Source organism: Vineibacter terrae, assembly GCF_008039615.1.
Taxonomy (GTDB): domain Bacteria; phylum Pseudomonadota; class Alphaproteobacteria; order Reyranellales; family Reyranellaceae; genus Vineibacter; species Vineibacter terrae.
In genome coordinates this window covers 110,118-129,157 of sequence record NZ_VDUZ01000010.1, presented here as the reverse complement: position 1 = coordinate 129,157, position 19,040 = coordinate 110,118, and the positions used below count along the sequence as shown (strand labels likewise).

General features: G+C 67.3%; 19 protein-coding genes. 17 read left to right on the top strand and 2 right to left on the bottom strand.

The window, feature by feature from the left end; genetic code table 11:
* Positions 1-125 precede the first annotated feature (125 nt).
* The 4 genes from rfbF (at position 126) to FHP25_RS11255 (ending at position 3,566) form a co-directional block, all read left to right on the top strand.
* Positions 126-899 (top strand): glucose-1-phosphate cytidylyltransferase, encoded by a 774-nt coding sequence (rfbF, locus tag FHP25_RS11270; RefSeq protein ID WP_147847020.1) that lies wholly within the window; start codon positions 126-128, stop codon positions 897-899.
* Positions 884-1,987, top strand: coding sequence for an NAD-dependent epimerase/dehydratase family protein (locus FHP25_RS11265; protein WP_231712289.1), 1,104 nt, complete (start codon positions 884-886; stop codon positions 1,985-1,987). The genes rfbF and FHP25_RS11265 overlap by 16 nt, the downstream gene beginning before the upstream one ends.
* Positions 1,974-2,513, top strand: a complete 540-nt coding sequence (gene rfbC / locus FHP25_RS11260; protein WP_147847019.1) for a dTDP-4-dehydrorhamnose 3,5-epimerase — start codon at positions 1,974-1,976, stop codon at positions 2,511-2,513. The genes FHP25_RS11265 and rfbC overlap by 14 nt, the downstream gene beginning before the upstream one ends.
* Positions 2,514-3,224: 711 nt before the next feature.
* Positions 3,225-3,566: a PRC-barrel domain-containing protein gene (locus FHP25_RS11255; RefSeq protein ID WP_147847018.1), complete on the top strand. Its 342-nt coding sequence runs from the start codon at positions 3,225-3,227 to the stop codon at positions 3,564-3,566.
* A 9-nt stretch (positions 3,567-3,575) separates the two neighbouring features.
* On the opposite strand, the gene FHP25_RS11250 is transcribed toward FHP25_RS11255, so the two are convergent.
* A complete protein-coding gene (locus FHP25_RS11250; protein WP_218578326.1) occupies positions 3,576-4,538 on the bottom strand; it encodes an AraC family transcriptional regulator in 963 nt (320 codons plus the stop codon).
* Between the two features lie 327 nt (positions 4,539-4,865).
* Here FHP25_RS11250 and FHP25_RS11245 point away from each other — a divergent pair, with 327 nt between their 5' ends.
* The 4 genes from FHP25_RS11245 (at position 4,866) to FHP25_RS11230 (ending at position 9,638) form a co-directional block, all read left to right on the top strand.
* Positions 4,866-6,020: a BKACE family enzyme gene (locus FHP25_RS11245; protein WP_218578325.1), complete on the top strand. Its 1,155-nt coding sequence runs from the start codon at positions 4,866-4,868 to the stop codon at positions 6,018-6,020.
* Positions 6,021-6,109: 89 nt separating this feature from the next.
* Positions 6,110-6,835: a carboxymuconolactone decarboxylase family protein gene (locus FHP25_RS11240; RefSeq protein ID WP_147847016.1), complete on the top strand. Its 726-nt coding sequence runs from the start codon at positions 6,110-6,112 to the stop codon at positions 6,833-6,835.
* A gap of 24 nt (positions 6,836-6,859) precedes the next feature.
* Positions 6,860-7,417, top strand: coding sequence for a hypothetical protein (locus FHP25_RS11235; RefSeq protein WP_147847015.1), 558 nt, complete (start codon positions 6,860-6,862; stop codon positions 7,415-7,417).
* Between the two features lie 127 nt (positions 7,418-7,544).
* Positions 7,545-9,638, top strand: a complete 2,094-nt coding sequence (locus FHP25_RS11230) for a mechanosensitive ion channel family protein (protein WP_178133459.1) — start codon at positions 7,545-7,547, stop codon at positions 9,636-9,638.
* A 119-nt stretch (positions 9,639-9,757) separates the two neighbouring features.
* Here the strand turns inward: FHP25_RS11230 and FHP25_RS11225 are convergent, their stop codons facing one another.
* Positions 9,758-9,961: a hypothetical protein gene (locus tag FHP25_RS11225; RefSeq protein WP_147847013.1), complete on the bottom strand. Its 204-nt coding sequence runs from the start codon at positions 9,959-9,961 to the stop codon at positions 9,758-9,760.
* 119 nt (positions 9,962-10,080) lie between these two features.
* Between FHP25_RS11225 and FHP25_RS11220 the strand changes: the two genes are divergently transcribed.
* From FHP25_RS11220 to sugE, 9 genes are all read left to right on the top strand, one after another.
* Positions 10,081-11,079, top strand: a complete 999-nt coding sequence (locus FHP25_RS11220; protein ID WP_147847087.1) for an ABC transporter ATP-binding protein — start codon at positions 10,081-10,083, stop codon at positions 11,077-11,079.
* A complete protein-coding gene (locus tag FHP25_RS11215; protein WP_178133458.1) occupies positions 11,076-12,038 on the top strand; it encodes an ABC transporter ATP-binding protein in 963 nt (320 codons plus the stop codon). The genes FHP25_RS11220 and FHP25_RS11215 overlap by 4 nt, the downstream gene beginning before the upstream one ends.
* On the top strand, positions 12,019-12,981 hold the full coding sequence (locus tag FHP25_RS11210) for an NAD-dependent epimerase/dehydratase family protein (protein ID WP_147847012.1): 963 nt from the start codon (positions 12,019-12,021) through the stop codon (positions 12,979-12,981). Before FHP25_RS11215 ends, FHP25_RS11210 begins: the two co-directional genes overlap by 20 nt.
* A gap of 466 nt (positions 12,982-13,447) precedes the next feature.
* Positions 13,448-13,906 (top strand): RidA family protein, encoded by a 459-nt coding sequence (locus FHP25_RS11200; RefSeq protein WP_147847010.1) that lies wholly within the window; start codon positions 13,448-13,450, stop codon positions 13,904-13,906.
* 129 nt (positions 13,907-14,035) lie between these two features.
* Positions 14,036-15,613, top strand: a complete 1,578-nt coding sequence (locus FHP25_RS11195) for an ABC transporter substrate-binding protein (protein ID WP_218578324.1) — start codon at positions 14,036-14,038, stop codon at positions 15,611-15,613.
* 151 nt (positions 15,614-15,764) lie between these two features.
* Positions 15,765-16,709, top strand: a complete 945-nt coding sequence (locus FHP25_RS11190) for an ABC transporter permease (RefSeq protein WP_147847008.1) — start codon at positions 15,765-15,767, stop codon at positions 16,707-16,709.
* Positions 16,709-17,569 (top strand): ABC transporter permease, encoded by an 861-nt coding sequence (locus FHP25_RS11185; RefSeq protein WP_231712287.1) that lies wholly within the window; start codon positions 16,709-16,711, stop codon positions 17,567-17,569. Before FHP25_RS11190 ends, FHP25_RS11185 begins: the two co-directional genes overlap by 1 nt.
* Before the next feature lie 14 nt (positions 17,570-17,583).
* The gene (locus FHP25_RS11180; protein WP_147847006.1) at positions 17,584-18,447 is read left to right on the top strand and encodes an alpha/beta hydrolase; all 864 of its coding nucleotides are present in this window, start codon (positions 17,584-17,586) and stop codon (positions 18,445-18,447) included.
* Between the two features lie 193 nt (positions 18,448-18,640).
* The gene (gene sugE, locus FHP25_RS11175) at positions 18,641-18,961 is read left to right on the top strand and encodes a quaternary ammonium compound efflux SMR transporter SugE (RefSeq protein ID WP_147847005.1); all 321 of its coding nucleotides are present in this window, start codon (positions 18,641-18,643) and stop codon (positions 18,959-18,961) included.
* Positions 18,962-19,040: the final 79 nt, after the last annotated feature.

Below are 19,040 nucleotides of genomic sequence, written 5' to 3'. Positions count from 1 at the left end.
TTCCAGCAGTGCCAGCCGGCGGGCGTGCACGCAATAGTGCATGCAAGCGCCACAACTTGGTCACTCGGCGGAGGGCATACCTGACCGTAATCTTACTGCGACATCGACGGTGCGGAAGCCGCGACATGAAGGTGGTCATCTTGGCGGGCGGCTACGGCACCCGCATCAGCGAGGAAAGCGCCATCAGGCCCAAGCCGCTGGTCGAGATCGGCGGCCATCCGATCCTGTGGCACATCATGAAGATCTACTCGGCCCATGGCCTCAACGACTTCGTGATCTGCTGCGGCTACAAGGGCAACCTGATCAAGCAGTACTTCCGCGACTACATCCTGGCGCGCGCCGATGTGACGTTCGACCTGCATGACAACGCCATGCACACCCACCGCAACGGCGTCGAGCCCTGGCGGGTGACGCTGGTGGACACCGGCGAGAAGACGATGACGGGCGGCCGCATCAAGCGCGTGCGGCAGTATCTCGGCGACGAGACGTTCTGCCTCACCTACGGCGACGGCGTTTCCGACATCAACATCGGCGAGCTGATCGACTTCCACCGCAGCTCCAGCGCCCTGGTGACGGTGTCGGCGGTGCGCCAGCCCGGCCGCTTCGGGGCGCTGAGCCTGGAGCAAGGCGCCGACCGCGTCGCCGGCTTCCGCGAAAAATCCAACGATGACGGCGGCTTCATCAACGGCGGCTACTTCGTGGTCGAGCCGGAAGCGCTCGACTACATCGCCGGCGACGACACGTCGTGGGAGCGCGAGCCCCTGGAGGCGCTGGCCGGCGAGGGCCGCCTGGCCGCCTACCGCCATCGCGGCTTCTGGCAGAACATGGACACGCTGCGCGACAAGCACCTGCTGCAGGACCACTGGGAGAACGGAAACGCACAATGGAAAATCTGGTGATCCCGCAGGCGGCCGCCCGCGCGCCGGCCGCCGCGGCGATGCGGGCGCCGCTGCGCGTGCTGGTGACCGGCGCCGACGGCTTCATCGGCTCGGTGCTGACGCCGGTGCTGCTCGACCGCGGCTTCGACGTGGTCGGCCTCGACACCGGCTACTACCGCGCCGGCCTGCTGTACCATGACGGCAAGGACCGGCCCGCGACCCTGACCCGCGACGTGCGCAGCCTGGCGGCGCGCGACCTCGAGGACTTCGACGCCGTCGTGCACCTGGCCGAGCTGTCCAACGACCCGCTCTGCCAGCACGATCCGCAGAAGACCTACGCCATCAACCATCTCGGCTCGGTGGCGCTGGCACGGGCCGCCAAGCAAGCCGGCGTGTCGCGCTTCGTGTACGCCTCCTCCTGCAGCGTCTATGGCGCCGCCGGCGACAGCACCAAGACCGAGGCCGCCGAGCCCGATCCCCAGACCGCGTACGCGCATTGCAAGGTGCTGGTCGAGCGCGACGTGCAGGCCCTGGCCGACGACGATTTCAGCCCAACATTCCTGCGCAACGCGACGGCGTTCGGCGCCTCGCCGCGCATCCGCTTCGACATCGTGCTGAACAACCTCGCCGGGCTGGCCTGGACGACCGGCCGGATCGCGATGACCAGCGACGGCACGCCGTGGCGCCCGCTGGTCCACGTGCAGGATATCTGCGGCGCCATCGCCGCCACCCTGGAGGCGCCGCGCGCCATTGTCGCCGGCCAGATCTTCAATGTCGGCGACAACGCCAACAACTATCGCGTCCGCGAGATCGCGGCCGCCATCGGCGAGGCGTTCCCCGACTGCAGGATCGAGCTCGGCAGCAACGCCGGCGACAACCGCAGCTATCGCGTCTCGTTCGACAAGATCCACAGCGTGCTGCCGGGCTTCCGCTGCCGGTGGACGGCGCCGCGCGGGGCGCGCCAGATGCGGTCCCTGTTCGAGCACATCGCCATGCCGGAGCAGACGTTCAACGCGGCGCCCTTCACGCGGCTGCGCGAGCTGCAGCGGCTGCTCGACACGCGACAGATCGATTCCGACTTCTACTGGCGGCCCCATGATTTTTCATGAGACGGCGCTGTCCGGCGCCTATGTCGTCGAGCTCGAGCGCTACAGCGACGAGCGCGGCCATTTCGCCCGCTCGTTCTGCCGCGAGGAGCTCGCGCGCCAGGGGCTGCCCGGCGACCTCGTGCAGGGCAACGTCTCGGTCAATCCGACGCGCGGCACGCTGCGCGGCATGCACTACCAGGTCGCGCCACACGAGGAGATCAAGCTGCTGCGCTGCGTGCGCGGCGCGATCTGGGACGTGATCGTGGACGTGCGGCAAGGCTCGCCGACATTCGGCAGGTGGATCGGCGTCGAGCTGACGCCGGCCTCGTTCCGCATGCTCTACGCGCCCGCCGGCTTCGCGCACGGCTTCCAGACGCTGCTGGACGACACCGAGGTCAACTACCTGGTGTCGGCGCCCTACACGCCGGCAGCCGCCCGCGGCCTGCGCCACGACGATCCCCGGCTGGCGATCACGTGGCCGCTGCCGGTCACGCGCATCTCCAGGCAGGACGCGTCCTGGCCGCTGATGCAAGCGGCCGACTGCTAAAGCATATTCCGATCGAAGGGCATCCCCACTGTCATCCCGAGCGCCCCTTCGACAGGCTCAGGAGAGGGATCTCCCGCGAATGGCGCACCATGCGTCGCTTGCAGGAGATCCCTCGCTGCGCTCGGAGCTTGTGATTTAATCCTTCCCCCGGAGGGGCAGGGCATTCGCATATGGCGTCGGGCCGCCGAATCTCAACGATGCCCTCTACCTTCCCCCGCTTGCGGGGGAAGGTGCCCGAAGGGCGGATGGGGGGCGTTGCAACGACGCGGATGCTCGATGGGATACACCATTTGCGTTGAAGCATCCCCCATCCGGCGCTTCGCGCCACCTTCCCCCGCGAGCGGGGGAAGGTAGTCGAAAACCGACGGCTTCCATCCATATGCGAATGCCCTGCCCGGAGGGGGAAGGTGCCCCGAAATGACGTTTCGACGCTGTCGCGTCGAAACGTCAGAGGCGGATGGGGGATGTTCGAACGGATTCAGTGTCCATCAGCTACATCGAATCCGTTGCAACATCCCCCTTCCGGCGCTTCGCGCCACCTTCCCCCTCCGGGGGAAGATCAAATCACACACTCTCGGGATGACGGATGTATCAGCGCCCGGTGATTCCAGGCACCAGAGCCGTCCGTTCAGGGTGCCGGCCGTTTGTCGAGGGTTTCTTACCACGGATGATGAGCCATGGTATCGTCAGGCAGCATGATAGAGGTGCGCCATGGCCCATAGCTTGATCGCTAGCGATCGTGTGGAGGGAACCCCGGTTTGCCGACCAACTGGCGAGAAGATCGGCGAGATCCAGCGGCTCATGATCGACAAGGTGTCAGGCAACGTTGCCTACGCAGTCCTGAGCTTCGGCGGCTTCCTCGGCTTCGCCCAAAAGCACATTCCCATTCCATGGGCGTCTCTCAAGTATAATCTGCAATCAGGTGCCTATGAGCTGGACGTCACGGAGGACCAGCTCCGTGCCGCGCCTTCATACGCTCCTGGAGGAGAGGCGGAGTTTGACTGGGGCGACCGGTCCGACGAGATCATTGTTCGTCATTATCGGAAACGCTAGAAACGCGCGCTACAACTGCTTCACCTCAGGGTGCCCTCGCCACTCGCTCGGCGCCATGCCGGCCCATCGCTGGAATGCGTGGTTGAAGGTGCTTGCGTCCGCGTACCCCATGGCGAGCGCAACATCCGTGACCGGCATTCTCGTGCCCATGAGCATCTCGCGGGCAACGTCGAAGCGTGCCTTGTTCAGCAGGTCACGGAAGGTCGTGCCCTCTTCCTTCAGACGACGGTTCACCGTCCGGGCCTGCATGCCGAGATCACCCGCGACCTCTTCCAGCGAGGCGCGGTCGAATATGATCGCGGCGCGAAGAAGCCGGATGGCCTGCTCTGAGACGCTTGGCTTCTTGGCTGCCCAGTATTTCGCCACCGACGCTTCCAGGATCCGTCTCAGCTGGCGATCCGCCCCCTGAACGGGCGCGGCAAGCAACCGAGCCGGGAACACGATCGCGTTCTGCTCCGCGCCGAACTGCGGCACGTACCCGTAGAACTGCCGATATGGTTCAACATCTCTGGGCGGTTGACGCAAGCTCAGCACCGCATCGGGTGACACGCCCGACAGCTCCCTGAACATGCTGACGCCCACGGCGGTCGCGCCGTCAACGAGCTGCTCCCTGGCCTGCATGCCCTGAAAGTAGACAGCGTATCCCCAGAAGGCGGTCTCGCCTTGTAGCGCGAGATACGTGACGGCACCCTGCACATAATACTTCTGATTAACGCATATATCCCGGATCGCCTGTCCAAGCGTCGGCGCATTCCGCATCAGCCGGCCCACGAGTCCAAGGCTGGCAGTCGTCGATCGCCGACCGACAAGAAATCCGAAATGCTGACAATCCGTCGCCGTCACGCAGGCCTGCAAAAGTCTTCCGACCTCGGTGAATGACAGGAAGTTCTCGGGATTCCGCAAGACATCAGGATTAATCCCGGCGCGGGCGATCACTGCCGCCGCCTCCTTGCCCATCTCGTCAAGAATCACGGGGATCCCGGCCAGTGCCCCGACCCGCTGTCGCCCTTCCACGCGCTCCCCCCGCGTATGAGCCCGCTCACGCAGCATCGCACCACGCCAAGAGCGAGCCGCTCATGCACCCATCATCGTCACTTTGTCGCAAATAAACAAGCGGCCTGGCCCTGGCGGAATTATCCAGGAACGCGACAAGCAGGGCCACGATGACCTGCGAATCTGCCCGAGTCAGAAGCTTGGTAGGTGCCGCTGCCGTCGCGGCAATGAAGGCAGCCTGACAGCGACTTTCCTGCACCGGCTCGCATTCGCGGTGCCGCCTCAGAACGCGACGCCTCGTCCGTATTGGGCCGTGATCAGACTTGGTCGACCAGCAACTGGAGGCTACTTATGTACTTCACCGACGACTCGCTCTTTCCTGAAAACATGCAACCGCTGATGATCACGGCGGCACCGTTCGGGCCGGAATGGCTTCCGGGAGATGCGGATATTCCGGTCAGCTGGGACGAGCAGGTGCAGCGTGCGGTCGATTGCTACAACGCGGGCGCCACGATGCTGCACGTCCATGTGCGCGATCCCAAGACCGGCCAGGGCTCGAGCAATTTCGAGGAATACAACTATTTCATCGGCCGCCTGCGGCAGGCGGTGCCGGAGATGATCCTGCAGGTGGGAGGCTCCATCTCGTTTGCCCCGCATACGGAAGATGCCAAAGCCAAATGGCTCGACTACGACACCCGGCACATGCTCACGGAGCTCGATCCCAAGCCCGACTGCGTCACGGTGACAACAGGCACGACGCTCTGGGACGTCACGCAAGCCTTCGTGCCGGACGATGCCAAGGGAACGCACCTGGACGACCCCAAGGTGCAGGCCGCCTGGGCCGACATGGTCGTCGACTCGACATCCAAGTTCTATGTGGAGCACCTGAAGCGGCTGCGCGCGAACCGGATCCAGCCCTACTTCGTTCCCGGCCATGTCCATCAGCTTGAGATCATCGAGCGGCTGATCCGCAGGGGTGTGTACATGGGACCGCTGAACGTGGCCCTCTGTGGCTACGGCGGTGGCTCGATGGGCCGCAATCCGTTCGACTGGATGGAGATGCTGCGCCGCACGCCGCACGGGTCGAGCACCGTGACCTTCTGGAGCAGCATGCGCGGCAACATCGCGATCCAGAACCTGGCGCTCATTCTTGGCGCTCATGTGCGTGTCGGCAACGAGGACAATCTCTGGGACGCGCGCAAGCAGCGCTGGGAGTCGGTCAGGCAGGTCGAGTGGGCCGTGAAAATGGCCGAGCAGTTCGGCCGCAAGGTCGCGACGGCCGACGAGGCGCGCAAGATGATGAAAATCGGCGAATGGTACGACACTGTCGAGGAAACGCTCTACAACCTTGCGCTGCCGCCGAACCGGCCGGAAGGTTACAAGGGGTTCCTCACCTATGCTACCGACGGGCGTTTGCCCAAGGCGGCGGACGCACGGACCAGTCCCACCAGCATCCTGTAGCCTTCGTGGCACCGGCGACGCTCGTATCGGCGGCGCCGCAGCCGGCGATCCGAACGTCATGAGCGCACTGGCGACGGGGGAGGAACAGCATGCCGACGGGTTCGGAAACCGGGCCGTGGGATGCAGCGCTCGATCAGCTGCGCAGCTGGGATCCGGCATGGAGCGCCATCTGCGTCGGCATGACGACCAATCCGTGGACCAGCGGGGTCCTGCCCCGCAAGTTCATCGAGCTGATCGGCATCGCCCTGAACGCGGCCTGCACCAACCTCAACCCGGACGGGACGCGACGCCATATCCGCGCCGCGCTCGAAGCCGGCGCGACGCGCGAAGAGATCGTCATGGTCCTGAAGATGGGATCGGTGATGGCCATCCACTCGTGCAGCCTCGGCGCGCCGGTCCTGCTCGAAGAGGCGGCTGCGACAGGCGTGAGGGCGGCAACGAAGCCTGCGGCGCCGACGCCGGCATGCGACAGGATGCGGGCGGTAGGCCAATGGAACACGGCCTGGGATCCGTTCGTCGTGCTCGACCCCGTCTGGACCGACGCGTTCATGGCGACGGGTGTCGGCATATACGCGAGCTCAGTGCTCACGCCCAAGGAAATCGAGCTTCTGAGCATCGCTTTCGACGCATCCTATACCCACATGTACGCGCCCGGGACGCGGCGCCACATCAAGGCGGCACTCGAGCTAGGGGCCACCGTCGAGGAGATCATGGAAGTGCTCAAGCTCTGCGTGGTTCAGGGCGTGCAGACCTGCAACATGGGCGTGCCGATCCTCGAGGAGGAGCTGGCGGCACGCGCGCTCGCACAAGCATAGGCACCGGTCCGGAGGCGGCGTTCCATGGACGGGCACGATACGGCATCCACCCAGCCGGAAGGTCACGGGCGAACTCTGAAGGCGCGCGCGATCGATGAGGTCAGGCGCTTCGTCATCCTGTTCATCTATCTGTGGATCCTGTTCGGGCTGTTCGTCCTCAACGAGCGAATCGTCCTGCAGCAGCGCCAGATCGACTTCGCAGCGCACGGCTTTGCGGTCATCAATGCGCTCGTCCTCGCGAAGGTGATGCTGGTCGCGGAGGATCTGAATCTGGGGCACTGGCTGGATCGCCGGCCGCTGATCTACCCTATCCTTCAAGATTCGCTGCTCTTCGCGCTCCTGTTCATCGGCTTCCACGTCGTGGAGCATGTGATCATCGGGCTCTTCAAAGGTGAAGCGTTGAAGGCAAGCGTTCCGTACATTGGCGGCGGAGGATGGGCGGGCGTTCTTTGCGTCGCGGTGATATTCTTCTTCGCGCTGATGCCTTACTTCGCGCTCAGAAATATCAACCGGGCTCTGGGTCCGGGCAGGCTGGGCGCGCTGCTGTTCGGCACCGGCGCCGGAGCGCAGCCTGACCGCTGACGCCCGCGGAGGTCATGGGGGCAGGAGAAACGACATGAAGAAACCCGGGATGCCGAACCTGCGGACAGAGCGGATCGCGGGATCAGGGTCTGCATCGAGCGCGTGAAGATGTGGGAACAGGTGGCCCGTGACCGCATTACGTTCAATCGCAGCGTCGATCCTGTTGCTTCTGACGACAGCCGGCGTGGCATCGGCACAGACGCCACCGCCTCCCGGCATGACGCAGGAGCAGTTCGATGCGCTCGTCAGCGCCATCAGCAAATCCGTCGTCGAAAAACTGAAGACCGAGGGCGTTGCTGCCAAGCCCGTTCCGGACACAACGCCAAAATCGAGGCCCTTCAGCCATGCCGGGCCGGAAGCCCCGGACGAGCTTGCTGTCTTCGTGCAGCAGGTGACAACGGTCGTGAAGGCCGTGCCCGTGCTTGGCCACCATATTGCCGCTGTACCCGCGGCGCTCGACGAACGCGCAAGAGGTGGGCGCGGAACGGGCGAGTTCCTTCTGGTCCTCGTGCTGGCCGTCGCCGGGGCGCTGGCCACCGAGGCAATTCTGCGGACGATCTGCGGTGGCCTGCGGACCCGGATCGCCGCCGGCGCCGTGCCCGAACGGGGGCTGCGGTCGCTGGCCAATCTCGGCGCCCTCGCGTTTCTGGACGGTCTCGGCGTTGTCGCCCTGTGGCTGGTCGGCCGCGCGGAAGTCGGCCTGTGGTTTTCCGGGTCGGCCGTCCAGGACAAAGTGGCCGCCGGCGTCATGACCGCCATCGTCTATTGGCGACTGTACATTCTTGTCTTCCGCATTGTCCTGCGGCCCGGCCTGCCGCCCGCGCGACTCTGCGAGATGCACGATGACGACGCCCGGCGGATGTACGGCCTGCTTACGATCATCATCCTGCTGGCGATCGTCTTGCGGCTTGGCAATTTCATCCTTGCCGGTCTTCAGACCCCGGTGGAAGCCATCCAGGCCTGCCGGGTCATCGGGTCTCCCATCGTTTTCCTGATATTCGTGTGGATGCTCGTGCGATCGCGGGACGCGGCACGCCAGTGGCTGACCGGCCTGGGAGAGGCGGCACCGCTGTTCGGGTTCATCGGCCGAAACTGGGTGGCGCTCGCGACGATTCTGGTCCTGGCGCTGGCCGCGACACAGACATACGGGGCCATTTCCGGCCGCATGGACGTGCCGATTGCCGTCATTCTGACGATGAACCTTCTTGTCGGCCTGATCCTGTTCGAGACCTTGCTGCAGGCATTGGTGCGACGGCTCGACTCGCAACTGGCCGGCTTCACGCCCGCCGGCACGACGCCCAGGCTGCCTGATGTCATCGCCCGCTGCGTGCGGATCGCGGTCCTGATCGGCGTTGTCGTGATCATCGCGGAGAGCTGGGTTGTCGAGGTGCTCGAGCTGGTCGATGCCAGCGCGTGGGATCAGCTGACGCGCGCCTGCAGGACCGCAGGGATCGCGCTCTTCACCGCTTTCGTGATCTGGGAGCTGTTCAAGTATGCCCTGGACTCCTATCTGGACCGGCTTCCGGAACGCGAGCCGGGAGCCCGGGGAGTCGAGACGCGCGGCGCGTCGATCGGCTCGCGCCTGGTCACGGTGATGCCAATGCTGCGCGCCACCGTGGCGGCCATCCTGTTCGTCGTTGCCGGCCTGATCGCGCTGGAAGCCATCGGCGTCAACACCACACCCCTGCTCGCCGGAATGTCGGTGCTCGGCCTCGCCCTTTCCTTCGGAAGCCAGACCCTGGTACGCGACATCGTCTCGGGCATCTTCTACCTGGCCGAGGATGCCTTTCGGGTCGGCGAGCACATCGAGTGCGGTGGCTCCAAAGGAACGGTGGAGGGCTTCACGCTTCGTTCGATCCGGCTGCGTCACCCGAATGGCCAAGTCTACACGATCCCGTTCGGCACGCTTGGCCAGATCACGAATTTCAGCCGGGACTGGGCCTCAGCCGAGCTCAAGCTGCGATTCTCGCGCGCCACGGACCTCGAGAAGCTGCGCCAGGCGGCCGATGGAATCGGCACGGCCATGATGGATATCCCTGAGCTGAAGGCCGCCCTGATGGAGCCATTCAGGATGCAGGGTGTTGCCGATGTCACCGACAGTGCAATGACCGTCAGCTTCAGATTCACGGCCCGCCCGGGCAAAGCGGACCTGATTCAGAACGAAGCCATGACCCGAATGCTGCAGGCTTTTCCGGAACTCGGAATCGAGTTCGCGAAGTAGGCACGACGGAAAAAGCAGCTACGCCTGATTTCGTTCCGTTGTGCACGCCTGCAGCCCCACCATATACGGCACCTCCATCGGCGGGCACTACCCGGAGGCAACCGTGGCACAGGCGACTTTCAGTCATTGTTGTCGTTGTTGTCACGCGTTTCGCGACGGCGATCTTGTTTTCGGGCATCGCCGCACGCGTCGCACGGGTGCTGCCACGTCCTTGATTTCCCTGCACAATCGAATTGGCGCAATTGCGCAACCCATGTACCGACGAGGACCGCGCGCGCCGCCTTGACGCCGACCACGAAAGCCGCGACGGTGCGCAGCGGCACGTCCGGAAAGGATCCTCGATCGGCTCGGATGGTGCGAGCGTCCGGGGAGAGTGGTGGTGCCGCGCGTCCAAGACGTCCCTTCCATCCCGCCCGCCGGGCGTGCCGATGACGGCGGCGCCCTGCCGCCGGTGCTCGACGTGCAGGACCTCAAGACCTTCTTCCCCACCGATGCCGGCACGGTGCGGGCCGTCAACGGCGTCAGCTTCGCCGTGCGCGAGGGCGAGACGCTGGCCATCGTCGGCGAGTCGGGCTCGGGCAAGTCGGTGACCGGCCTCACGATCATGCGCCTGCTGGGCCGCGCTGGCGCACAGATCGCCGGTGGCGAGATCTGGCTGACGCGCGGCGACGGGAACCGGGTCGACCTGGCACGGCTGGCGGACGCGGACATGGAGCGGCTGCGCGGCAGCGAGATCGCGATGATCTTCCAGGACCCGATGTCGAGCCTCAATCCGGTGTTCCCGGTCGGCGAGCAGATCGCCGAGCCGCTGCGCCTGCACAAGGGCCTGTCGCGCCGCGCGGCGCGGGCGGCGGCGGTCGAGCTGCTGGCGCTGGTCGGCCTGTCCGACCCGGCGCGCCAGGTCGACGCCTTCCCGCACCAGCTCTCCGGCGGCATGCGCCAGCGCATCATGATCGCGATCGCGCTGGCCTGCGAGCCGCGCCTGCTGATCGCCGACGAGCCCACGACGGCGCTCGACGTCACCGTCCAGGCCCAGATCATCGCGCTGCTGCGCGCGCTGCAAGCACGCCGCCGCATGGCCATGATCTTCGTGACGCACGACCTGCACCTGGTCGGCGACGTCGCCGACCGCGTCGCGGTGATGTATGCGAGCCAGGTGGTCGAGGAAGGGCCGGTCGCCGACGTGCTGGCGACGCCGGCGCATCCCTATACCCGCGCGCTGCTGGCCTGCGTGCCGCGCCAGCAGCGCGGCGAGAAGCGGCGGCGCATGACGCCGATCCCCGGCACGATGCCCAGCGCGCTCGCCGTGCCGTCGGGCTGCCGCTTCCATCCCCGCTGCGCGCATGCCGCGGCGCGTTGCATCGAGGCCGTCCCGGCGCTCGAGGCGATCGCGCCGGACCGCCGGGCGCGCTGCGTGCGTTGGCGGGAGATCGGGCCGTGACCGCGGCGGCAGAGCCGCTGCTGGCCGTGCGCGGCATCACCAAGCATTTCGCGGCCAAGGGCCCGCCGGTGCGTGCGGTCCAGGACGTCTCGTTCGAGATCGGCCGCGGCGAGGTGCTGGGGGTGGTGGGCGAATCGGGCTGCGGCAAGTCGACCCTCGGCCGGCTGGTGCTGCGCCTGGTCGAGCCGACCACGGGCACGGTGGCCTTCGACGGCACCGAGCTGATGGCGCTGGCGGCGGCCGAGCTGCGGCGCTTCCGGCGCCACATGCAGATGATCTTCCAGGACCCGTTCGCCAGCCTCAACCCGCGCATGACGGTGGGCGAGGCGCTGGCCGAGCCCGTGCGCTTCCATGACGGCCTCGGCCGGGCCGCCGCGCGCGACCGCGCCGCCGCCCTGCTCGCCCAGGTCGGCCTCGGCGCCGAGCATCTGGACCGCTATCCGCGCGCCTTCTCCGGCGGCCAGCGCCAGCGCATCGCGATTGCCCGGGCGCTGGCCACGGCGCCGCGCTTCCTGGTCGCCGACGAGGCCGTGTCGGCGCTCGACGTGTCGATCCAGGCCGAGGTCGTCAACCTGCTGAAGAGCCTGCAGGAGACGTTCGGCCTGGCACTGATGTTCATCAGCCACGACCTCAGCGTCGTCGAGGCGATCTCCGACCGCGCCATGGTGCTGTATCTCGGCCGCGTGATGGAGATCGCGCCGATCGACGACCTCTACAGCCGTCCGGCGCATCCCTACACGCTGGCGCTGCTGCAGGCGGCGCCGGGCGGCGGCAAGCGCGGCGGCGACCGGCTGATCCTGAAGGGCGAGATCCCGAGCCCGTCGGCGCCGCCCTCCGGCTGCGTGTTCCGCACGCGCTGCCCGTTTGCGCTTGCCGACTGCGCGCGCGACATTCCCCGCCTCACCGCCGTTCGACCCGGCCACCTGAAGGCCTGCATCCGTGACGACCTCACCCTCTGACGCACCATGCGCTTCCGTCGTTGTCGTCGGCGGACGCGGCTTCGTCGGATCGCACATCGTGCGCGCCCTGCTGGCTGCCGGCCATCGTCCGCATGTGCTCGGACCGGCGATGGATTGCGACCTGCTGGCCGACCTTGCCGGCCGCATCGACGAGACCGTCGGCAGCCTCGAGGACCAGGCCCTGGTGCGCACCGTGCTGGCGCGGGTGCGGCCGGCGTCCGTGGTCTGCTGCGCCGCCTTCGGGGCCGGACGCGAGGGCCTGATGCGCTCGGGCGAGCGCGACGCCGACCGCGCCTTCGCCGTGAACGTCGACGGCTTGCGCCACCTGCTCGACGCCGCCGCCGCGGCCGGGGTCGAGCGCGTCGTGTGGACCAGCTCGACGGTGGTCTATGGCCCCGCCGGCGACTACGGCGCGGCGCGGGTCGATGAGGACGCAGCCAAGCGGCCGCGCACCGTCTACGGCCTCACCAAGCACCTGGCGGAGGAAGCTGCGGCGTTCGCCGCCCGGCGGCACGGCATGCCGATTGCCGGCCTGCGCCTGCCGCTCGTGCTGGGGCCGGGCCTCTGGTATGACGGCGCCGCCGCCGGGCTCATGGGCCTGCTGCGCGCGACGCCGGCCGGCGGCACGCACCGCATCGCCTTCCACGACCAGCCGATCGACCTCATGCATGTGCGCGACGCCGCCGCCGCCTGCCTGGTGGCGCTGGCGTGCACGCCGCCGCTGTCGGGCGCCTACAACATCAACGGCTTCACTGCCTCGGTGCCAGAGATCATCGCCCGGCTCCGAGTCCGCCGTCCCGACCTCCTCGTCACGCACGACATCGCGCCGCCGGGCGCGCTCTTCCCGCTGGTGAGCGACGCCCGCTTCTGTCGCGACACCGGCTTCACGCCGGCCATCGACCTCGCCGGCCTGATCGACGACATGGCGTCGGTGACGGCATGAAGACGACGATAAAGCCACATCCTGTCGTCCTGAGCGAAGCGAAGGACCTTGCGGCGCGCCGATCACTTGCAATGGCGCGAACCAACTACCGCGGAAAGTCAAACCACAGCGACACAGCGCAGCCGTTGGCCGCAACCCAAACGGCGGAAAAACGCTTCATGGTGAGCTTGTCGAACCATGAAGCGCCGCACCACTGTCCGTGCGACGCCTTCATGGTTCGACAGGCTCACCATGAAGGCTATAAAAAATCGCCGCGGCTTGCGAAGATTCTTGAGGTCAGAGGATACAGAGGAGCACGGAGAAAGAAGAATGTTGCGCGCCGACGGCGCGCAGTTGGTTTTCTCTGTGTTCCTCTGTGCCCTCCGTGTCTCTGTGATGAAGTCTTTTTCCCTCCCATCGCACCGCTCGTGCGATCGACGCACCGCAAGATCCTTCGCTTCGCTCGGGACGACAGAGGGGTGACGACATGATCGCTGAACGACTGAAGCGCCTGGGCCTGGTCCTGCCGCCGGCGGCGCAGCCGACCTTCAACTACACGCCGGTGAGCCTGCATCAGGGCGTGGCCTATGTCAGCGGCCAGCTGCCCAAGGTCGACGGCGAGGTGCGCGTCTTCGGCAAGGTCGGGCGCGAGGTGTCGCTTGATGCCGCGCGCGAGGAGGCCCGCATCTGCGTGCTGCAGGGTATCGCCTGCCTGGCCGATGCCCTGGGCGACCTGGCCCGCGTCGAGCGGATCCTGAAGGTCACGGGCTTCGTCGCCTCGGCCCCCGGCTTCAACGACCAGCCCAAGGTGATCGACGCCGCCTCCGACCTGCTGGTCGCCCTGTTCGAGGACAAGGGCCGGCATGCGCGCTCCGCCGTCGGCGTCGCCGAGCTGCCGCGCAACGCCGCCGTCGAGATCGAGCTCGTCGTGGCGTACACCGAGTAAAAGGAAAAGCTTCATGGTGAGCTTGTCGAACCATGAAGCGCCACGCACGGACCGCTGTGCGAGGCCTTCATGGTTCGACAAGCTCACCATGAAGGCCACCAGAAGGGAGCGAAAAGAATGAGGCCCGCAATGAACGCAACGCGCCGCTGGGTGCTGACGGCCGCCGGCCTGGCCGCGCTGACCGGCCTGCCGGCGAGGCCGGCCGCGGCCCAGGAGCTTTACGGTCCGAAGGCGGCCGGGGCCTCCAAGGGCGGCACGCTCACCTTCGGCTCGCTGGTCGAGCCGCCGGCGCTGGATCCCTACCACCAGGGCGCCGACGCGCGCATCCGCTTCACGGTGCTGATCTACCAGGGCCTCTTCTATGAGGCCGCGTCGGGCGAGGCGATGCCGCTGCTGGCGCAGGGCTACACGGTATCGCCCGACGGCCTGGTCTACACCGTGACCTTGCGGTCGGGCGTGAAGTTCCACACCGGCCAGGCGATGACCGCCAAGGACGTGGCCTACAGCTACAACTACCTGCGCGACCCCAAGAACGGCTCGCCCGGCGCCGGCGACCTGACGCTGGTCACGGCCATCGACGCCGTCGACGACACGACGGTGCGCTTCACGCTGTCCAAGCCCAACGCGGCCCTGCCCATGACCCTGGGCAACAAGTATGGCGGCGTGGTGCCGGCCGGGTACTTCGATGCTCCCGACGCCAAGCAGGCGCTAAACCAGAAGAGCGTCGGCACGGGCCCGTTCAAGCTGGCCGAGTTCAAGCCCAACAGCCACCTCGCCCTGGTGCGCAACGAGCACTACTGGGAGCAAGACGCGCCCTATCTCGACCGCATCAACATCCTGTTCGTGCCCAACAGCGCCAGCCTGATCGTGGCGCTGCGCAACAAGCGCGTCGACCTTGCCCTGCTCACCCGCCCGCAGGACATCCAGCAGGTCGAGAAGGCGCCGGGGCTGGCGCTGGAGCGCTGGCCGTCGCTGAACCAGAAGGCGCTGGACCTGGGCTCGGAGCTGGCGCCGCTGGGCGATGTGCGCGTGCGCCAGGCGGTGGCGCTGTCGCTCGACCGCGAGGAGATCATGCGCGCCGCCGTCGGCGGCTACGGCAAGGTGCTGGGCACCATGGTGCCAGCGATGCAGGAGCGCTGGGGCGCGCCGCTCGACAGCCTGCCCAACCAGAAGCCCGATATCGAGAAGGCCAAGGCGCTGCTGGCCGCTGCCGGCCACGGCAACGGGCTCAGCCTCACGCTCACCACCATCAACGGCTACGACTGGATGGATCCGGCGGCCGTCACGATGAAGCAGCAGCTGGCGCGGGCCGGCATCGACCTCGCCATCCGCCGCATCGATCTGGGGGTCTGGATCAAGAACTTCCAGTCCAAGCAGATGGGCCTCACGTTCAACGACTGGGCGACGCAGCCCGATCCGCACCTGCTGTTCTACCGCCACTTCCACAAGACGCCCGAGGGTGCCGATTTCCGCAACTGGGCCAATGCCGAGGCCAGCGCCCTGCTCGACCGCGGCCTGAGCGAGACCGACGCCGCCAAGCGCAAGGAGGACTACGTGCAGTTCCAGAAGGTGCTGGCCGAGACGGTGCCGACCGTGATGCTGTTCAGCGCCGACCATGTCAGCGTGCGCAGCGAGGCGGTGCAGAACTACCAGCAGCATCCGACCGGCTGGTTCTACGGCCTGGCGCGGGCGTACCTGAAGAAGTGACGATTTGCCTTCTTCCTCCCCAGCTTTGCTGGGGAGGTGCCCCGAAGGGGCGGAGGGGAGCCGACGTGGTCTCTGCTACATGGACCGCGTCGGCTCCCCCTCCGGCCTTCGGCCACCTCCCCCAACAAAGTTGGGGGAGGAAATAGCCCCCATGACCCGCTATCTCGCCCGCCGCTTCGCAGCCTCGGTCGTCACGGCCGTGCTGGCCTCGATCGTCGTGTTCCTGATCGTGCGCGCGGTGCCGGGCGACGTGGTGGCGCAGATGCTGGGCCAGACCAGCGATCCGGCGGCCAGCCGCTCGCTGCGCGCCTTCTTCGGCCTGGACCAGCCGGTGTGGGTGCAATACGGCAGCTGGATCGGCGCCGCGCTGCAGGGTGATTTCGGCACCAGCTGGGCCAGCGGCCGCCCGGTCGCCATGATGGTGACGGACGCCTTCATGGTCACGCTGGAGATTGCGCTGCTGACGCTGGCGCTGGCGTCCGTGGTCGGCGTGCCGCTGGGCCTGCTGTCGGGCGTCTATGAAGACTGCTGGCCCGACACGCTGATCCAGACCTTCAACCTGCTGGGCCTGGCCGCACCCGTGTTCTGGACCGGCCTGATGCTGCTGGTGCTGGCCTCGTCCATGCTGGGCTGGTCGCCGCCGCTGGTCTATGCCGCGCCGGGCGAGTCGCTGGCGGACAATCTCTCCATCCTGGTGCTGCCGATCCTGGCGCTCGGCCTGCTGCAGGCTGCGGCCTACAGCCAGTTCGTGCGCCAGAACGTGGTGTCGGCCCTGCACCAGGACTATGTGCGCACCGCCATCGCCAAGGGCGTGCCGGCACGCCTGGTGTTCTTCAAGCATATCCTGCGCAACATCGCGATCCCGCTGGTCACCTTCATGGGCCTGATGCTGACCCAGATCCTGGGCGGGGTGGTGATCGTGGAGTCGCTATTCGCCATTCCCGGGCTGGGCCGGCTGCTGCTGACCGCGATCCAGACCCGCGACTATCCTGTCCTGCAAGGCGCGCTGCTCGTTGTCGTCGTCGCAGCCATGCTGGTCAACCTGGGTGTCGACCTGCTGTACCGCGTCATCGACCCGCGCGTGCGGCTGGCCTGATGACGATGGCCGATACCGACACCGCTCCCCTGCCCCTGCTGCCGCGCTGGTCGCGCACCTTGCGCCGCGAACCGGGGCTCGCGCTGGGTTGCCTCGTGCTGGCGCTGCTCGGCCTGGTGGCCATCGCGCCGGGCCTGTTCAGCGGCCAGTCGCCCTATGACATCGACGTCGCCAACGCGCTGCAGCCACCGACGGCCGCGCACCTGTTCGGCACCGACGACACCGGCAGGGACATCTTCGCGCGCGTCATCCACGGCACCCGCATCACGCTGGCGATCTGCGCCGGCGCCCTGCTGATCGCGGCCGCGGTCGGCGGCGTCGCGGGCACGGTCTCCGGCTTCTTCGGCGGCTGGATCGACCTCGGCCTGGGGCGGTTCGTCGACGTCATCCTGAGCTTCCCGCCGATCATCCTCGGCGTGATCGTCACCGGCGTGCTGGGGCCGCAGACCGCGAACCTCATCTTCGCGTTGAGCGTGATCTATCTGCCGGTCTTCTTCCGCATCGCGCGCGCCGGCGCCGTGAGCGAGGTGGGCAAGACCTATGTCGAGGCGGCGCGCGGCCTGGGGCTGCCGGAGACCATGATCCTGCGCCGCCACGTGCTGCGCAATGTGCTGCCGCTGGTGCTGATACAGTACATCGTGCAGTTCCCCCTGGTGCTGCAGATCCAGGCGGCGCTCGGCTTCCTCGGCCTGGGGGTGCAGCCGCCGACGCCGGACTGGGGCGCCATCCTGCAGCAGGGCAAGGACGCGATCCTGCTGGCGCCGTGGATCTCGCTCTTCCCCGGGCTTGCCGTGCTGATCACCGCCTTTGCGCTGATGCTGACCGGCCGCGCCCTGCAACGCACCGTCGACCGCCGCTAGGAGAGCCGCACGCGATGACCAACGAGCCCCTCACCGACGACGAGCACGAGCTGCACTACAATCCGCAGCGCGCCGTGCCGCACTTCAAGGACTACCAGGCCGAGCGCGCCGCCAGCAACGGCGCCGCGCGGGCGCAGAAGACGGCGACGCTGGACGTCGCCTATGGCGCGCACGCCCTGCACAAGCTCGACATCTTTCCCGCCGCGGCGTCGGCCGGCGCGGCGCCGGTGCATGTCTTCCTCCATGGCGGCTATTGGCGGGCGCAGGACAAGGAGAACTTCGCCTTCGTCGCCGGCACGCTGGCGGCGCTGGGCATCACCACGGTGATCGCCAACTACGAGCTCTGTCCGGCCGCGACGCTGGACGGCGTCGCCGCCTCGGCGATCGCCGCCGTCGCCTGGACGCGCCGCGAGATCGCCCGCTTCGGCGGCGATCCGGCCCGCATCACGATATCGGGACACTCCGCCGGCGCGCATCTCGGCGCCGAGGTGCTGGCCGCCGACTGGCGCGCCCAGGGCATCGACCCCGGCTTCATCAGGGGCGCGGTGCTGATCAGCGGCATCTTCGATCCGGCGCCGGCGATACGAACCACCGTCAACGCCGAGCTCAACCTCACGCCCGAGCTCGCCGCCCGCCACAACGTGGCGCAGCGTGCGCCGATGCTGGCCTGCCCGGTCGCCATCCTGGCCGGCGGGCGCGAGCCATGGCGCTGGATCGAGCAGTCGTTCGCCTACTCGCACCACCTGCGCCGGCATGGCCTCGATCCGGCCGTCGAGGTGCTGCCCGGCTACAACCACTTCGATATCATGAACCAGTATCTGCAGCCCGACTCCGCCATCGTGCGCGCCATCCGCGCGCAGGCTCTGGACGGTCCTTGATTTCGGTCGGGCCGCGGCGCTCCAGCGCCGCTCATAGGTCCGGCGCTACGCGCCGGATGCGGCGCTGGAGCGCCGCGGCCCGACCTTGAAACGGGCCTTGGCCATCCCCATATAATGATGAACGCCAGGACGACCTGGCGTTTTTCTATGATCGATCGACGGGGACGACCCTGTCATGGACCGGAGGGTTGCCATGGCTTGGGTCTATCTTTTCTTCGCCGGCCTTCTCGAGATCGGCTGGGCCGTCGGCCTGAAATACACCGACGGCTTCACGCGTCCGCTGCCCACCATCGCGACGATCGTCAGCATGGCGGCGAGCCTGGGCCTGCTGGGCCTCGCCCTGCGCACCCTGCCGCTGGGCACCGCCTACGCCATCTGGACCGGCATCGGCACCGTCGGCACCGTGATTGTCGGCATGCTCGTGCTGGGCGAATCGACGGCGGTGCTGCGCCTGGCCTGCATCGGCCTGATCGTCTGCGGCATCGTCGGGTTGAAGCTGCTGACGCCCGCCTGAGCCGGTTCCGGCACATCGCTGCGGTGTTCCGCAGCGCGGATAGCACGGGATGAACAGTTGTTCATGATCGCCGGCAGTC

Excerpts from the sequence above, each read along its gene's own strand:
- rfbF (WP_147847020.1), top strand. The coding sequence starts at position 126 with ATGAAGGTGGTCATCTTGGCGGGCGGCTACGGCACCCGCATCAGCGAG.
- FHP25_RS11265 (WP_231712289.1), top strand. The coding sequence starts at position 884 with ATGGAAAATCTGGTGATCCCGCAGGCGGCCGCCCGCGCGCCGGCCGCC.
- rfbC (WP_147847019.1), top strand. The coding sequence starts at position 1,974 with ATGATTTTTCATGAGACGGCGCTGTCCGGCGCCTATGTCGTCGAGCTC.
- FHP25_RS11255 (WP_147847018.1), top strand. The coding sequence starts at position 3,225 with ATGGCCCATAGCTTGATCGCTAGCGATCGTGTGGAGGGAACCCCGGTT.
- FHP25_RS11240 (WP_147847016.1), top strand. The coding sequence starts at position 6,110 with ATGCCGACGGGTTCGGAAACCGGGCCGTGGGATGCAGCGCTCGATCAG.
- FHP25_RS11235 (WP_147847015.1), top strand. The coding sequence starts at position 6,860 with ATGGACGGGCACGATACGGCATCCACCCAGCCGGAAGGTCACGGGCGA.
- FHP25_RS11200 (WP_147847010.1), top strand. The coding sequence starts at position 13,448 with ATGATCGCTGAACGACTGAAGCGCCTGGGCCTGGTCCTGCCGCCGGCG.
- FHP25_RS11195 (WP_218578324.1), top strand. The coding sequence starts at position 14,036 with ATGAACGCAACGCGCCGCTGGGTGCTGACGGCCGCCGGCCTGGCCGCG.
- FHP25_RS11190 (WP_147847008.1), top strand. The coding sequence starts at position 15,765 with ATGACCCGCTATCTCGCCCGCCGCTTCGCAGCCTCGGTCGTCACGGCC.
- FHP25_RS11185 (WP_231712287.1), top strand. The coding sequence starts at position 16,709 with ATGACGATGGCCGATACCGACACCGCTCCCCTGCCCCTGCTGCCGCGC.
- FHP25_RS11180 (WP_147847006.1), top strand. The coding sequence starts at position 17,584 with ATGACCAACGAGCCCCTCACCGACGACGAGCACGAGCTGCACTACAAT.
- sugE (WP_147847005.1), top strand. The coding sequence starts at position 18,641 with ATGGCTTGGGTCTATCTTTTCTTCGCCGGCCTTCTCGAGATCGGCTGG.